We start from the raw sequence: 18028 nt of genomic DNA on the forward strand, positions 1-18028 counted from the left end.
CAGACATGAAACGATATATTTTTAAAAATTTAATTATAGGATCAACGGTTTTACTTTCATTAGCCGGCTGCTCTGATATATTAGAGGAAAAACCTCATGATTTTTATGAACCAGGCTACTTTAAAACAGAGCAGGGAGTTAAACAGGGATTAACTTCTCATTACGCACATTTACGCTGGATTTACGGACAAGCTTATTTTTATAATGCATGCCAGACAGGAACAGATGAGGCAACATATGCGCAAAGTGCAGACGGAAATTTTAAAGATCACGATTTATCTGGGGTGGGTATCATTAATCCAACTTCAAGCCGTTCAGATGTTTTGTGGAATAACTCTTATTATGATATCAATACCGCGAGCGGTATTATCGAAAATGGAGCAGCCGTAGGTGTTGCTAGCAGTTTAATTGCTGAATCTAAATTTTTTAGAGGGTTTGATTACTTTCTTTTAGTGCAAACTTTTGGAGGAGTGCCGTTAGATTTAGGAGCTGGAGAATTAAAGTTTAACAGCAAACCTTCAAGATATTCTAAACGAAATACTGTTCCTGAAGTATATACAAAAGCCATTTTTCCAGATTTGATTACAGCGGTTAACGATCTTCCAGATACACCTAGATTGACAGGTACGGTAACTAAAACTGTAGCCAGATTATTTCTAGCAAAGGCATATCTTACTTATGCTTGGTGGTTAGAAAACCCAAATAATATTCCAACTTATCCAGATACTCCAAGAACAGATCCTGACGGACATAATGCACAGTGGTATTTTCAGAAGGCCTATGATTTGGCTGTAGAAGGAATAAATAATCCTGGGTCTTATGGACTGCTTGATTCGTATTATGATGTTAATGCAGGAGCAAATGACAGAAATAAAGAAGTAATGCTTTATGCAGATCATACGCAAGAAAGCGAATATTATAATGGCGCAAGTCTTACGTACGGTAGCGGTGGTGCTCCAGATAACTTTTCAGGTTGGATGGTGACTTGGAACTACACTGCTATAAGAAGTAAAAACGGAACTGCAGCAGTTTCTTCAGTACAAAGAGAAGCGAATCAATTTTTAGGACGCCCATGGACAAGAATGGCGCCGCCTATTGAAGTTTTTACCAACACTTTTGCGGATAAGACTAATGATTCAAGATACGATGGAACATTCACAACTGTTTTCAGAGGAAATTGGAATCTTCAAGGAACAGGTCTTACAGGTGTGGCAACTCTAACGAATGCAAATGGTTTGACAATTAAACCTGGAGACGCTGTTTTAAGCTTCCTTAATGATGAGCCAGCAACAGCAATCACTTATCCTTCTGGGCAAGGCGACAGCGGAGTAGGTGCAGGAGTATTGCCGGGAAGAGCAGATTATGTGATTTCTCCGAAAGGCATTAGTAGAATTGTATATCCAGGTTTCTGGAAACTTGGGCCTTACAGAACAGATAACGCCGGAGGATTAGGGCAACCTAATGCAGGAAGCACAAGACCATTCCCAGTAGCAAAATTCTCTGAATTATATTTGGTTGCAGCCGAAGCAGCTGTTAAAGGAGCTACAGGATCTTGGAGTGCTAGATCTCTTGTAAATGTACTTAGAGCTAGAGCAGGAAAATGGAAATGGGACAACAATGGAAATACGGCTAAAATTCAGGATAATAGTGCTGCTATGACCAATGCAACTCCAGCTGTAATTGATATTAACTACATTCTTGCTGAGCGTTCACGTGAATTTTTTGGCGAAGGATACCGTTGGTATGATTTAGTAAGAACACAAAAATGGAATGAAATTGCGGGTAAATATTCTATCGGAGGATCTAACTATGGACAGCATACGCCAGAAGTAGTAACCCGCACAATTGATCCGCATCATTATCTAAGACCAATCCCGCAAGGACAAATCGACGGAATGGAAATGTCTGCTGATGAAAAAGCAACTTACCAAAATCCAGGATATTAAGTTTTATTTTTCTAAAAACTAATGCTAATCAAATAAGGTCAATTTTAATGAATTATCTTATTAGGGTTTATTAATTTAGTTTTAAACAAGCCGGGAGTAAGCATCTCGGCTTTTTAATATTTTTTCGAAATTTACTTTAACAAACAATATAAAATGAGCAATAAAAAAAAGATTCTTATATCAGTTGCTGTTCTGTTTTGCTCTATCCTTACACAGGCTCAGGAAAGCACTATCCTAAAAAAGAAAAGCGGTAAAGATCCAATCTTTTCAAACGCAACTTACGTAGGAGATGACCAGATTTACAAAAGCAATCCGTTAAAAGAAGATGAATTTTATTCTCCGATTCTGCAGGGATGTTATCCAGATCCTGCTATTACAAGAAAAGGAGACGATTATTATATGGTGTGTTCTTCGTTTGCCATGTTCCCTGGAGTGCCCATTTTTCATTCTAAAGATTTAGTAAACTGGACCGATTTGGGTGGGGTATTAAATAAAGTTTCAGAGTTTAATCCTCATGATACAGGAATCAGTGCAGGAGTTTATGCACCTGGAATTACGTACAATCCTCATAATGATACTTTTTATATGATTGTTACTGCTTTTACAGGCGGTTTAGGGAATATCATTGTAAAAACTAAAGACCCAAAAAAAGGATGGGGAAGTCCAATTAAATTAGCTTTTAACGGAATTGATCCGTCTATTTTCTTTGATGACAACGGAAAAGGTTATGTCGTGCACAATGATGCTCCCGATAAAGGAAAAGAATTGTACAACGGACATCGAGTAATTAAAGTTTGGGAATATGATTTAGAGAAAGATCAGGTAATTCCGGGAACGGACAAAATTATTGTGGATGGCGGAGTTGACCTTTCTAAGAAACCAATTTGGATAGAAGCTCCTCATTTGTATAAAAAAGACAATCATTATTATTTAATGTGTGCTGAAGGAGGTACCGGAGGAAATCATAGTGAAGTTGTTTTTATTAGCGATAGTCCAAAAGGGCCTTTTAAACCAGCATCTAATAACCCAATTTTAACACAGAGATATTTCCCTCAAAACAGACCTAACAAAGTAGATTGGGCAGGGCATGCAGATTTAGTCCTTGGTCCAGACAATAAATATTATGGTGTATTTTTAGGAATTCGTCCAAACGAAAAAGATAGAGTAAATGCTGGACGTGAAACTTTTATGCTGCCAGTAGACTGGTCAGGTACCTTTCCTGTTTTTGAGAACGGTTTAGTTCCAATGGGGCCAAAATTAAAAATGCCAAACGGTGTGGTAAATAAAACAGGTAAAGATGGTTTTTTCCCTAATGGCAACTTTACATTTACAGAAAATTTTACATCACAGAAGTTAGATTATAGATGGATTGGATTACGCGGACCAAGAGAACACTTTATTTCTATTGTTAAAAAAGGTTTGCAGATTACGCCATTTGCTGTAAACATCAAGGAGCTAAAACCAACTTCTACCTTATTTTACAGACAGCAGCATAATACTTTTTCTTTTACAACAACTTTAGAATATAAGCCAGAGTCAGAAAAAAATCTGGCAGGAATTGTATGTCTGCAGAACGAAAGCTACAATTACGTTTTTGGTATCACTAAGAAAGGAAAAGACACCTATATACTGTTGGAAAGAACGGAAAAAGGACAATCAGAAATTGTGTCAAGCGCAAAAATAGAAATCAAAGGAGCAATACGTTTGCAAGTTAAAGCAACAGGCGACGATTATCAGTTTAGCTATGCTTTAAACGGTGCTGATTTTGAAAATCTTGGAAATCCAGTTTCAGGAGATATTCTTTCAACAAATGTTGCAGGCGGATTTACAGGAGCTTTGGTGGGTTTATATGCCACTTCATCAAATAATTCACATCCGAAATAAAATTTGCAACTCCCATTTATTTCAATTTTAAAATGATTTATGGGAGTTGTTTTTTTAGCATAACAGCAGTCATCAAATTTTAGTAGAAATGATAAAAAGATATTTAAAATATATATTGCTTTTACAGCTTTTCACTTTAATACTAGGATGTAAAACCAATCAGCCTTTAGCAAATTCTTCTGAAAAGGCGAAAGCTGAAAATTGGGTGGGATCGTGGGCTTGTGCACCAATGCTTGTAGAACCAAACAATATGCCTCCAGCCCCAGGTTTGGCCGAAAATACACTTCGTCAGATTATAAAAGTTTCGATTGGAGGAGAGCATATTCGTCTGCGTTTTTCAAATCTATTCAGCGATCAGCCTACAGTTCTAAAAAAAGTAAGTATAGCCAATGTGCTTGAGGCTCCTGCGATTGATAAAAACACACAAAAAAATCTGAGTTTTAACGGAAATCAAGAAGTAATATTAAATCCAAATCAGGAAGTATTTTCAGATAAACTGAATTTTAAATTAAAGCCAGGCCAGAGGCTTGCAATAACCATTTATTATGGAGCTGCATCACCAAAAACAACTGGACACCCAGGATCTAGAACGACCTCTTATATTTTATCGGGAGACAATATCAATAATGATGTTTTCTCGGACGCCGTAAAAACAGATCATTGGTATTCTATTGTTGGCGTCGATGTTCTGGCATCAAAAAAGGCATCTAATATTGTTTGTCTAGGAAACTCCATTACAGATGGACGCGGTTCTGGAACAAACAAACAAAATCGCTGGACCGATATTCTAGCAGCTAGACTAGCAGCCGATAAAGCAACTCAAAGTATTGGAGTTCTAAATTTAGGAATAGGAGGAAATTGCGTTGTAAAAGGCGGATTAGGTCCAACAGCATTAGAGCGTTTTGATCGTGACGTGCTTTCGCAAACCGGTACAAAATGGCTCGTGATTTTAGAAGGAATAAATGATATTGGCGGAATTAAACGTGCAGAAGATGCTCCTGTAAAAGCACAAGAAATTATAGATGCTTATAAAATTATGATAGAAAAAGCACACGCCAGAGGCATAAAAGTCTACGGCTGTACGATTTTGCCTTTTCAAAAATCATTTTATGACGCGCCTTTCAAACAGGAAGCAAGAGATCTAGTGAATGCTTGGATTCGAAATAACCATTTTGATGCAGTAATAGATTTTGATAAAGAAATGGCTTCGGAAACCGGTTCTAAAACCATTTTATCTAATATGCATGATGGGGATTTTTTACATCCTAATGAATTAGGTTATCAAAGAATGGGCGAAGTCATAGATTTAAATTTATTTAAGTGAAATCCCATTTAGTATTAAAACAACTTTAACAAGATATCATGAAATCAATAATTAGATTTTTCGCAATAGCAGTTCTTTTTTTAAAGGGACTGAATGGATATTCTCAAGATCCAAATTTTCATGTTTATTTAAGTTTTGGACAGTCCAATATGGAAGGCGCTGCTCCGATAGAAGCTGAAGACAAAATAAATGTAGATCCTCGTTTTCAGGTTCTGGAAGCTGTAAATTGCCCAGATTTGAATCGCGAAATGGGAAAATGGTATACTGCAATTCCGCCATTATGCAGATGTAAAACAGGATTAACATTGACAGATTATTTTGGAAGAACTATGGTAGCCAATCTTCCTAAAAATGTAAAAGTGGGAGTGGTAAATGTTGCTGTGGGAGGGTGTAAAATCGAACTTTTTGATAAAAATAATGTCGAAAATTACGTAAAAACAGCACCAGAATGGATGCTAGGCATGCTTAAGGAATACAATGGCAGTCCGTATGCAAGATTGGTTGAAATGGCAAAAATTGCACAAAAGAAAGGAGTTATAAAAGGTATTTTACTGCATCAGGGAGAATCTAATACAGGAGATACTCTATGGCCGAAAAAGGTTAAAATAGTATATGATAATCTGATGAAAGATCTAAACCTTGATCCTAAAAAAGTGCCATTGCTTTCAGGTGAAACCGTTCATGAAGAACAAAAAGGAAAATGCGCCAGCATGAATAAAATCATTGCAACACTTCCTCAAACCATTCCAACCTCTTATATAATTTCATCAAAAGGTTGTGCAGTAGCTCCAGATTTCCTTCACTTTAGTTCGGCAGGATATAGAGATTTAGGAAAACGTTATGCAGAAAAAATGCTTTCATTATTAGGCTATAAATCAGATAGCTCAAATGAGCCTTTTATAGTTCAAGCGCCAGTCGGTTTTGATCAGTTAAACCCATCAGTTCCGTCAGGAAAAGTAGAAACGGTAAGTTATGATTCAAAAACAGTTGGAACAAGCAGAAAAGCCACTATTTATACGCCACCTGGATTTAGTAAAAGCAAAAAATATCCAGTTTTATATCTTTTGCACGGAATTGGCGGAGATGAAAAAGAATGGCTTAATGGTGGAAGTCCTCAGATTATATTGGACAATCTTTATGCAGAAGGAAAAGTAGAACCGATGATCGTAGTAATGCCAAACGGAAGAGCCATGAAAGATGACAGCGCTACCGGAAATATAATGGCGCCAGACAAAGTGCAGGCATTTGCAGATTTTGAAAAAGATTTATTGAAGGATTTGATTCCTTTCATTGAAAAAAAATACAATATTTATAAAGATAGAGAGCATCGTGCCATTGCAGGATTATCTATGGGTGGCGGACAGTCTCTGAATTTCGGTTTGACAAACCTAGATAAATTTGCTTGGATCGGTGGATTTTCTTCTGCTCCAAATACCAAGAAAACAGAAGAATTGGTGCCAAATCCTGAAGAAGCCAAAAAGAAACTGAAACTGCTGTGGATTTCTTGCGGAGATAACGATTGGCTGCTGGAAAACAGCAAACGAACACACGATTATTTATTCAAAAACAATGTCCCGCACATCTATTATCTGGAACCAGGAGTTCACGATTTCAAAGTATGGAAAAACAGCTTGTACATGTTTTCGCAGTTATTGTTCAAACCTGTTGATGAATCAAGTTTTGCAAAATATACGGTTTTAGGAGCCACAGCTCAAACCAACATACGTAATGCCAAATATCCTCAGATTCTGCCTGATAACAGAGTAATCTTTAAAGTCAATGCACCTGACGCATCAAAAGTGCAGATAGACTTGGGAAGAAAGTACGACATGCAGAAAGATGGTCAGGGAGTCTGGAATGTTACAACTGACCCTATAAACGGAGGATTTAATTATTACTCGCTTTTGATTGATGGTGTGGCAGTTGCAGATCCGTCAAGCGAAACTTTTTATGGAATGGGGCGCATGGCCAGTGGAATAGAAATCCCGAAAAAAGATAGTGATTTTTATGAATTGAAAACTGTTCCGCATGGTGAGGTAAGAATAATGAAATACTTTTCAAAAGGAACTAATTCTTGGCGTGAAATGTATGTGTATACGCCGCCAGGATACGAAACCTCTTCAGAAAAATTTCCTGTGCTGTATCTTTTACACGGAGGTGGTGAAGACCAAAGAGGATGGAGCACTCAAGGAAAAGCAAATTTGATTTTGGATAATTTAATTGCAGAAAATAAAGCAAAGAAAATGCTTATTGTAATGCTTGATGGTAATATGGGCAATACAGGCGGTATTGCAGGTTTTGGAGAAGAAACACTAAAAGCATTTGAAAACGAACTGAAAAATGGAGCCATACCTTTTGTAGAAAGCAATTTTAAAGTTGCGACAGACAGCAAAAGTAGAGCTTTAGCCGGTTTATCAATGGGTGGATTGCAGACACTTTACGCTGGAATTAAAAACTCTAATATGTTTTCAAGTCTGGGCGTTTTCAGTTCAGGCTGGTGGGCAAACAATCCGAAATTATCAGATCCTCAATATGAGTTTATGAAAAACAATGCGCAGTCAATTAATGCTAATTTGAAAGATTTCTGGATTTCGATGGGAGGAAAAGAAGACATAGCTTACGAGAATTGTAAAATCATGATGCAGAAATTTGATCAATTCGGCATAAAGTATAAATACAGCGAATATCCAGGCGGACACACTTGGCCAGTATGGAGACACGATTTGTTCCTGTATTCACAGTTATTATTCAAATAACACAAAGCAGAATCAAAGATTTTGATCTGAAATAAGCTGAATCTGAAATGAATGATAAAAAATACCTGATGAAAAACTATTTGAAATTTATATACGCCTTGATTTTTGTTTTAGCAAGTACGCTATCAAAAGCTTCTCAGCCTTTTATAACAGAAGATAAAAGCCAGAATGTTATGGTGCTGAAAGAAAAATCGCTGTCACTTTCTTTTTTTATAAATCCAAATTTAGATGCAGGCATTTTGCGAGCTGTACATAATCTACAGTCCGATTTTGAGAAAGTTACAGGCCAGCGTCCGCTTATTTTAAACCAAAATCCTAATGCATCATCACCGCTCATTATCATTGGAACGATCGGATCTAATTCTGTTATTGATGATTTAATTAAACAAAAAAAAATCGAAGGAAAAGAACTCAAAGGGAAGAATGAAAAATTCATCATACAACACGTTAGAAGTCCTTTTAAAGGTGTAGACGAAGCGCTCGTAATTGCAGGAAGCGACAAACGAGGTACGATTTACGGAATTTATGAATTATCGAAACAGATTGGCGTTTCTCCTTGGTATTACTGGGCTGATGTGCCTGTAAAACAGAAAGAAAATATTTATTTCATTAAAGGGATGTACACAGACGGAGAACCAGCTGTAAAGTACCGAGGCATTTTCCTTAATGATGAAGCACCAGCATTGAGTGGCTGGGCAAAAGCTACTTTTGGCGGTTTTAACAGTAAATTTTATGAAAAAGTTTTTGAATTAGTACTTAGGCTAAAGGGCAATTATATGTGGCCTGCGATGTGGGGAAATGCATTTTATGACGATGATGTGGCGAGCGGGCCTCTAGCAAATGAGATGGGGATTGTAATGGGAACTTCTCACCATGAACCAATGGCTTTGGCACAAACCGACTGGCGACGTTATATTAAAAAAAATAATTTGCCGAATGTTTGGGACTATTCCAAAAACAAAACTGTTTTAGACGAATTCTGGAAAACGGGGATTCAGCGAAGCAAAAATTGGGAAAAACTGGTAACTATTGGGATGCGTGGCGATGGAGACGAAGCAATGAGCGAAGGCACCAATATAAGTCTGTTGGAAAATATTGTAAAAGAACAGCGCAAAATTATTGAGAAAGAAACAGGGCAAAGCGCCAATAAAACACCTCAGGTTTGGGCTTTGTACAAAGAAGTTCAAGATTATTACGATCAGGGAATGCGTGTTCCTGATGATGTAATTCTTCTGTTTTGCGATGATAATTGGGGAAATGTCCGCAAACTTCCAGATCTTTCTAAACCGCTGCATAAAGGAGGTTACGGAATGTATTATCATTTTGACTATGTTGGAGGTCCAAGAAATTCAAAATGGATAAACATAAGTCCGATACAAAGAGTTTGGGAACAAATGAACCTTAGTTATGAAAATGGAGTCGATAAAGTATGGATTGTGAATGTTGGGGATTTAAAACCAATGGAATTCCCGATCAGCTTCTTTTTAGACATGGCTTGGAATCCTAAAAACTTCAACTCTCAGAATTTATTTCAATATACAGAAAGCTGGACAGCAGAACAATTTGGAAATAAATATGCTAAAGAAATAACCAGATTATTAAATACCTATCCGAAATTTAATCGTCGTGTTACGCCAGAAATGCTGGACAGCAAAACCTATTCTTTAGAAAATTATAATGAATTTGAAATGGTTGTTAACGATTACAAAAAATTAGCACTAGATGCTTACAGAGTTTACAACGAACTTCCAAACGAATATAAAGATGCTTATTTCGAGCTGGTTTTGTATCCTATAGACGCCTGCTGCAATCTTTATGAAATGTATTTTGCACAGGCAAAAAACAAGAAACTTGCGTCAGAAAAAAACGGTCTTGCCAATTATTATGCAGATGAGGTTAAAGTAAAATTTGAACGCGATTCTATTCTTCAAAACAAGTACAATAATGAAATTGCAGGGGGCAAATGGCCTCACATGATGGATCAAATGCGTATAGGTTATAAAGCTTGGCATGATGATCCTAAAAATATTCTTCCTGAGGTAAAATATCTTCCTGATAGCGAAATTATAGTTCCGAAAGTTTTTGCAGAAAAAGAGGGTTATGTTTCGATTCATGCAGAACACTTTTCTATGGTCAATAATTCAAAAAAAATACATTGGGAGGTGATTCCAGATTTCGGAAAAACACTGAGTGGAATAACGACATTTCCGCAAAATATTTACCCAACAGCAGATGATAATGTCTTTGTAGAATATGAAATCAATTTTGCTTCAACGGGAGAATTTAAGGTAGAACTTTTACTGGCTCCAACGCTTAATTTTAATAGCAATAAAGGACTTCGATATGAAATATCTTTTGATGGCGAAAAACCGCAACAAATCAATTTTAATGGGCATTATAAAGGAGAATTAGGTAAATGGCAGGCAGAGCATATGATTCATTCTGTGACTAAACATACTATTTTGAAGTCAGGAAAACACACACTTCGGTTCAGGGTTTTAGACCCAGGAATTGTGCTTCAAAAAATATTGATTGATACTGGTGGTTTGAAGCCTTCTTATTTGGGAGCTCCAGAAAGTGAAAGAGTGGCCCAATAAATTTATCGGATCTTTTTACTAGTGAGAAAGATTTTAAAGCTGATAAAGAAAATATATTTTTAGTATAAAATAATTAAAATTAAATTCTCTAATGAAAAATAACATATTTTTTTGCCTATTCGCCTTATTGATGGGGGCCAACTTATCGGCTCAAATGAAGTTATTTGATTTAAGCGAAGTAAAACTAAAAGATGGACCATTTAAAAATGCTCAAGATGTAGACCTTAAGTATATTTTAGCATTAGATCCTGACAAACTTCTAGCGCCTTATTTATTGGAATCTGGACTTCCGCCAAAAGCAGATCGTTATGGCAATTGGGAAAATATAGGATTGGATGGACATATAGGTGGACATTACCTTTCGGCTTTAGCTCTGATGTATAAATCTATTGGAAACAAAGAGATTAAAGATAGGCTAGACTATATGCTTTCAGAATTGGCGCGCTGTCAGGCTAAAAATGGCAATGGCTATGTTGGAGGCATTCCGCAAGGCAAAGTTTTTTGGGATCGAATTCATAAAGGAGACATAGACGGAAGCAGTTTTGGTTTGAATAATACTTGGGTTCCGATTTATAACATTCACAAACTTTTTGCTGGTTTGACTGATGCTTATCAATACACAGGAAGTGAGCAAGCGAAAGATATAGTAATAAAACTTGGAGATTGGTTTATAGAATTAATCCGTCCACTTTCGGATGAACAAATTCAGAAAGTTTTAGCAACAGAGCATGGAGGTATAAATGAATCTTTTGCCGATTTGTATATCATTACAAAGGACAAAAAATATCTTGAAACGGCCGAAAAATTATCGCATAAAGCTTTATTAAATCCATTACTGCAAAAAGAAGACAAACTCACAGGGCTTCATGCTAATACTCAAATACCGAAAGTGGTTGGTTTTGAGAAGATTGCCGCACTGTCTGATAATAAAGAATGGTCAGATGGTGTCCAGTTTTTTTGGAATAATGTAACGCAAAAAAGAACAGTTGCATTTGGAGGAAACAGTGTGGCAGAACATTTTAATCCAGTTAACGATTTTAGCGGCATGGTAAAATCAAATGAAGGGCCAGAAACCTGCAATTCTTACAATATGGAACGTCTTGCAAAAGCTTTGTTTCTCGATAAAAATGATGTGCATTACCTAGATTTTTACGAAAGAACACTTTACAATCACATTCTTTCTAGCCAGCATCCAGAAAAAGGAGGTTTCGTTTATTTTACGCCTATTCGTCCAAATCATTATCGCGTTTATTCTCAGCCTCAAACAAGCATGTGGTGCTGCGTAGGAACGGGACTTGAAAATCATACCAAATATGGAGAATTAATTTACAGTCATTCACAAAATGATCTTTTTGTAAATCTTTTTATTCCATCTATTTTAAAGTGGAAAGAAAATGGAGTAGAGCTGGAACAAAACACAAACTTCCCTTATGAGAATCAGACAGAGTTAGTTTTAAAACTTAAAAAAACAAAAAGCTTTGCTTTGAATATCCGTTATCCAAAATGGGCTGAAAACTTTGAAATATTCGTTAACGGAAAAGAGCAAAAAATAGCATCTCAGTCCTCTGAATATGTTTCGATTTCAAAAAAATGGAAAACGGGAGATAAAATAATTGTCAGATTTAAAACGTCAATACATTTAGAAAATCTGCCAGATGGTTCAAATTGGAGTGCATTTGTTAAAGGGCCAATTGTACTGGCTGCCAAAACTTCAACAGAAGGATTAGACGGCTTGTTTGCAGATGACAGCCGAATGGGACATGCCGCAAGAGGAAAATTTATTCCGCTTGATAAAGCTTATGCATTGGTTGGGGACAAAGCAGATTATATTTCAAAACTTAAAGAAACAGGTAACTTAAGATACAGTTTAGATTCATTAGAATTGGAGCCTTTTTTTGAAGTGCACGACGCCCGTTATCAAATGTATTTTCAAACGTATTCTAAAGAAGAATATAAAGAAAAGCAGGAGTTGCTGAAGAAGCAGGAAATTGAAGCCATGGCACTTGAAGCCAAAACAATAGATAAAATAAACTGTGGTGAACAACAGCCAGAAGTCGATCATTTGTATAAAGGAGAAAAGAGCAATTCTGGTTACGAGGACGGAAAGTTCTGGCGAAATACACGTGCCTATATCTCTTATCAAATGCTGAACAAAAACAGCAAAGGTCAGTTTTTGAATATAAGTGTTTTAGATGAATTCAATAGCGATAACATTACTATTTTAATTAATGAAAAGCCTGCGGTAATAAGTTCAGCAGATAAAAAGACAATCAAAATAAAAATAGATAACAAGGAAGTACTGAACATTAAAATTCTGGCAAGAGAAGGAAAAATAAGTCCGAAGTTTTCTCAGCTTAGAATTGTTACGAATTAACGCATAATATCTCTGTTAGACATTTTTCAGAGATCCCGAAAATAAACAACAACAATGAAAACAAAAGATTTTATTTATGTTTTTTTGGCGATTACATTTACTATTGTAACAAGTCATTCTCAAAAAGTAAAAGCTCAAAATCCCATTATTTTTGCAGATGTTCCCGATTTATCTATAATTAGGGTTGACGACACTTACTATATGAGCAGCACCACAATGCACATGAATCCTGGAGTGCCTATTATGAAATCTAAGGATTTAGTAAATTGGCATTTGGTTAATTATGCCTATCAAACCTTAGAAGATAATGATGATCGCTTGAATCTAGATCATGGTAAAAATGACTACGGAAGAGGTTCTTGGGCGAGCAGTCTGCGTTATCATAACGGAATGTATTATGTGAGCACTTTTTCGGGAACAACAGGAAAAACCTATATTTTTTCTACAAAAGATATTGAAAATGGCCCTTGGAAAAAGATTGTTTTAAATAATTCCTATCATGATCATTCTCTTTTCTTTGATGATAATGGAAAAGTTTACTTGGTTTGGGGTGGCGGAAAACTTCAAATTGTAGAATTAAAAGAAGACTTGTCAGAAGTTAAAGAACAAACAAAGAAAATTTTAATTGAAAATGCTAATGCTCCCGCGAGGAGCGATATCATGCTGCCAGCAGAGGGATCACAGCTTTTTAAAATTAACGGAAAGTATTATCTGTTTAATATCTGCTGGCCAAAAAACGGTATGCGCACCGTAATCGTACATAGAGCAGATACTATTGCAGGGCCATGGGAAGGAAAGATCGGACTGCAGGATTTGGGCGTTGCACAAGGCGGACTTATTGATACTCCAGACGGCAAATGGTTTTCTTATTTATTTAGAGACGCAGGTGGCGTAGGACGTATTCCCTATCTGGTTCCTGTAAAATGGGAAAATGGCTGGCCAATATTGGGCGAAAATGGTAAAGTGCCTCAAAATTTAGATCTTCCAGCCAACAAAAGCTTAATTCCCGGAATTGTAAACTCAGACGAATTTAACCGTAAAAATGGAGAAAGAGACCTGCCTTTGGTTTGGCAATGGAATCATAACCCAGATAATGCAAATTGGTCGGTAAAAGAAAGAAAGGGGTATTTAAGATTAAAAACAGCCAGAATAGACAGCAGTTTTACGCAGGCAAAAAATATTTTGACACAGCGAACTTTTGGTCCTGTATGTTCAGCAACCACAATGCTTGAACTTTCAAAGATGAAAGAAGGAGATGTTGCGGGTCTTTCGCTATTACAAAAAGATTTTGGTCTTGTGGGAGTAAAAGTAAATCAAGGAGCAAAAAGAATTGTGATGATGGATGCTGAAAAAGGAAATCCGAAAGAAATAGAAAGTGTACCATTAAATCAGGACAAAATATATTTTAAAGCTGAATGCGATTTTAGAAGTCAAGCAGATCAAGGAAGATTTTATTACAGCTTAGATGGCAAAAAATGGATCAGCATAGGAAAACCAATCAAGATGCCATACACAATTCCGCATTTTATGGGCTACCGATTCGGACTGTTTAATTATGCTACTAAAACCGCTGGAGGTTTCGCTGATTTTGATTATTTCCGTATTGACGAAAAGATTTCAGAAACGAAATAATCTAAGAAAAGATTTAGCAATACAATTTAAAATAGAAGTAATGAAAATAAGTCAGAGCATGTATTTAAAAAAAATAAAATTTCTAGCCGCATTTATCATTCCTGTATTTGGTTTTGCCCAAAACCCTATTGTACAGACAAGCTATACAGCAGATCCAGCGCCAATGGTTTACAATAATAAATTGTATTTGTATACTTCGCATGATGAAGACGATTCTACTTGGTTTACTATGAATGACTGGAAATTGTACACTACAGAAGATATGGTAAACTGGACAGATCATGGTGCTGTATTATCGTATAAAGATTTTAGCTGGGCTAAAATGAATGCTTGGGCCATTCAATGCATAGAAAGAAAAGGCAAATTTTATTTGTATGCTCCAATTACAGATAATCAAGGCCGAAATGGGATTGGTGTTGCAGTTTCAGACAGTCCGTATGGGCCATTTATAGATCCGTTAGGAAAACCCTTGGTGCAAAATAGTGACGCCGATATTGATCCGACTGTTTTTATAGATGATGATGGGCAAGCCTATTTATTGTGGGGCAATCCAGTTTGCCATTATGTGAAATTAAATGAAGACATGATTTCTTATGCTGATGAGGTAAAGGTATTTCCAAACACAATTGAATCATTTGGAAAGCGTGTAGGAAAAGAAGATCCGCGCAGACCTACCACTTATGAAGAAGGGCCGTGGCTTTATAAAAGAAATAAATTGTACTATTTGTTTTTTGCCGCAGGGCCTATTTCTGAACACATAGGGTATTCTACAAGCAAAAGTCCGCTTGGGCCTTGGAAATACCAAGGGGTTGTAATGCCAACACAGGGAACGAGTTTTACAAATCATCCTGGAGTAGTAGATTTTAAAGGAAAAACCTATTTCTTTTACCATAATGGAGCTTTGCCTGGTGGAAGTGGCTTTACCAGATCTGTAGCCGTTGAAGAGTTGCTTTTTAATTCTGACGGTAAAGTCAAAGAAATGAATATGACAGAAGGCATCAAAAAAGGAATGGGAACCCTGAATCCTTATGCTAAGTCTGAAGCAGAAACGATAGCTTGGTCTAAAGATGTAAAATTCATGCAGAATAAGGAAGTTGGCGTTTTTATTACAGCCATGAAAAACAATGCCTTCACGAAAGTCAGAGATGTTGATTTTCGTGAATCGGGCGCTTCAAAATTTACGGCTCGAGTAGGTACTACGCACAATGGAAATGTGTCTATGGAAATAAGATTGGATAGTCTGGATGGAGAATTGATAGGAACAGTAAAAGTTCCTATGACGGGAGGAAATGACAGATGGGCTCTAGTTACAACAGACATTAAAAAAGTTTCAGGAGTGCACGATCTTTATTTTATATACAAAGGCAATGCTGCCGAAAAAATCATGTATTTTGATTATTGGATGTTTTCGAAATAACATTTTTAGCTAATCCTACTTTAGTAAAAAGAGTTTAATCATTACAAAAAGAAAAATCTTTAAAGGTTATGAATCTTAAAAAAATAATATTCTTATGTTTAGTTAGTTTCTTAAAACTAAACGCCCAATCAGTTGTAAAAAGTCCAGACGGAAAGCTTGCGGTATCGGTTTCTGCAGATAACGGAATGCCCCAGTATAGCGTAACCTACAACGAAAAAACGTTTATAGAAAAATCGCCATTAGGCTTAAAAACGAATGCGGGAGATTTCAGCTCCGGACTGGCTTTGGAAGCAAACGGCGTCCAAAATAGAATTGACGAGTCCTATCAGCTGCGCAACATTAAAAAAAGCAGCGTGCATTACACGGCCAACGAGGCTGTTTTTTCGTTCACAAAGGACGGCAGACCGGCTTTGGATGTAATCTTTAGGGTAAGCAATAATAATCTGGCATTCAAATATAAAGTGTATCCGCAGAAGGAAACGTTTTCCTGTGTGGTCCAGGAAGAGGCTTCGGGATTTCTGATGCCTAAGGGAACCGCAACATTTCTGTGCCCACAAAGCAATCCCATGACAGGATATGCGAGAACAGCTCCCAGTTATGAGACTTCATACGCTCTCGATGATGCAGTGGGAAAAAACGGCTGGGGAAACGGATACACGTTTCCATGCCTGTTTAAAGTAAACGGTGGATGGGTGCTGATTTCTGAAACAGGGGTGGACGGCGGCTACTGCGCCAGCAGGCTGATCGGACATGAGAACGGATTATATTCAATCGGATTTCCGATGCCCGGAGAAAACAACGGAAACGGAACATCAGCGCCGGGAATTCCGCTTCCAGGAGAAACGCCGTGGCGTACTATCACTATTGGTGAAACATTGGCGCCAATTGTCGAAACCACCATTCCTTTTGACTTGGTCAAGCCAAAATATGAAGCTTCCAAAGAATACCAGTACACCAAAGGGACTTGGAGCTGGATAATAAAAATGGATAGTAACACAACGCTTCCCGTGCAGAAGGAGTACATCGATTTCAGCGCGGCGATGGGATATGAAACCATTTTAATCGATGCGCTTTGGGATGTGCAGATTGGCCGTGATAAAATAGCAGAACTGGCGGCATACGGAAAGCAGAAAGGCGTGGGGCTCTATCTTTGGTACAATTCAAACGGGTACTGGAATGATGCTCCGCAAGGCCCGAGAGGTTTGATGGATAACTCGGCGATCCGAAGAAAAGAGATGGCATGGATGAAAAGCATCGGAATCAAAGGCATTAAAGTAGATTTTTTCGGAGGAGACAAGCAGGTGACCATGAAACTGTATGAAGATATTCTGACGGATGCCAATGAATTTGGGATAATGGTTATTTTCCACGGCTGCACCCTGCCTCGAGGCTGGGAACGCATGTATCCGAACTATGCCTCCAGCGAAGCGGTTCTGGCAAGCGAGAATCTGCATTTCGGACAGCAGAGCTGTGATAATGAAGCTGTAAATGCGGCAACGCATACTTTTATCAGAAATGCGGTGGGAAGCATGGATTTTGGCGGAAGCGCTTTGAACAAATTCTACAATAGCGATAACATTCCCAACAAAGGCTCAAAGAGAAAGACTTCTGATGTATTTGCTTTAGCCACTTCAGTGCTTTTTCAGAGCGGCGTGCAGCATTTTGCTTTAGCACCCAATAATCTGCATGACGCTCCAGACTGGGCTATAAAATTTATGAAGGAAGTGCCGACGGTCTGGGATGAGGTTCGCTTTTTGGACGGATATCCAGGGCGATATGTTTTATTAGCCAGAAGAAAAGGGGTAAAGTGGTATATTGCGGGAATTAATGCTGAAAATAAACTATTAAAGATAAAAGTAAAGCTAGAAATGCTTAATTCTGGTGCCACGGTAAATTATTATGCAGACGATGATCAGCTAAACGGAAAAGTAAGTTTACTGAAGATGAGCAAAAACAAAGAAGTTGAAATAAAAATCCCTAAGAATGGAGGTATAGTGATAACAAATTAAAGGAATAATGTAATCCGCTTAATTTATAATAAGCCAATTCAGAATTTGAGTTGGCTTTTTTATGCTATAAATTTTGGTAGCAGTATTGA

9 protein-coding genes are annotated in these 18028 nt (G+C 37.2%); all 9 read left to right on the forward strand.

Features of this window, described 5'->3' with window-relative positions; translation table 11 throughout:
• Positions 1-5: 5 nt before the first annotated feature.
• The 9 genes from BB050_RS15380 (at position 6) to BB050_RS15420 (ending at position 17939) form a co-directional block, all read left to right on the forward strand.
• Entirely contained in the window at positions 6-1946 is a 1941-nt protein-coding gene (locus BB050_RS15380; protein ID WP_066034158.1) for a RagB/SusD family nutrient uptake outer membrane protein, read from the forward strand.
• 153 nt (positions 1947-2099) lie between these two features.
• Complete coding sequence (locus BB050_RS15385) at positions 2100-3830, forward strand: glycoside hydrolase family 43 protein (protein WP_066034159.1); 1731 nt, start codon at positions 2100-2102, stop codon at positions 3828-3830.
• 88 nt (positions 3831-3918) lie between these two features.
• A complete protein-coding gene (locus tag BB050_RS15390) occupies positions 3919-5154 on the forward strand; it encodes an SGNH/GDSL hydrolase family protein (RefSeq protein ID WP_066034160.1) in 1236 nt (411 codons plus the stop codon).
• A 38-nt stretch (positions 5155-5192) separates the two neighbouring features.
• Positions 5193-7910 (forward strand): alpha/beta hydrolase-fold protein, encoded by a 2718-nt coding sequence (locus BB050_RS15395; protein WP_083219850.1) that lies wholly within the window; start codon positions 5193-5195, stop codon positions 7908-7910.
• A 68-nt stretch (positions 7911-7978) separates the two neighbouring features.
• The gene (locus BB050_RS15400) at positions 7979-10507 is read left to right on the forward strand and encodes a glycosyl hydrolase 115 family protein (protein ID WP_066035187.1); all 2529 of its coding nucleotides are present in this window, start codon (positions 7979-7981) and stop codon (positions 10505-10507) included.
• A gap of 91 nt (positions 10508-10598) precedes the next feature.
• The gene (locus BB050_RS15405; RefSeq protein WP_066034161.1) at positions 10599-12881 is read left to right on the forward strand and encodes a glycoside hydrolase family 127 protein; all 2283 of its coding nucleotides are present in this window, start codon (positions 10599-10601) and stop codon (positions 12879-12881) included.
• Between the two features lie 54 nt (positions 12882-12935).
• Positions 12936-14513 carry a glycoside hydrolase family 43 protein gene (locus BB050_RS15410; protein WP_066034162.1) on the forward strand — a complete coding sequence of 526 codons (1578 nt, stop codon included), beginning with the start codon at positions 12936-12938 and terminating at the stop codon, positions 14511-14513.
• A gap of 40 nt (positions 14514-14553) precedes the next feature.
• Positions 14554-15930: a glycoside hydrolase family 43 protein gene (locus tag BB050_RS15415; protein ID WP_335583300.1), complete on the forward strand. Its 1377-nt coding sequence runs from the start codon at positions 14554-14556 to the stop codon at positions 15928-15930.
• Positions 15931-16115: 185 nt separating this feature from the next.
• Positions 16116-17939 (forward strand): glycoside hydrolase family 97 protein, encoded by a 1824-nt coding sequence (locus BB050_RS15420; RefSeq protein WP_236940444.1) that lies wholly within the window; start codon positions 16116-16118, stop codon positions 17937-17939.
• Positions 17940-18028 lie beyond the last annotated feature (89 nt).

Origin of the sequence: Flavobacterium anhuiense (genome assembly GCF_001705175.1) — a bacterium.
In the GTDB taxonomy this organism is placed as follows: domain Bacteria; phylum Bacteroidota; class Bacteroidia; order Flavobacteriales; family Flavobacteriaceae; genus Flavobacterium; species Flavobacterium anhuiense.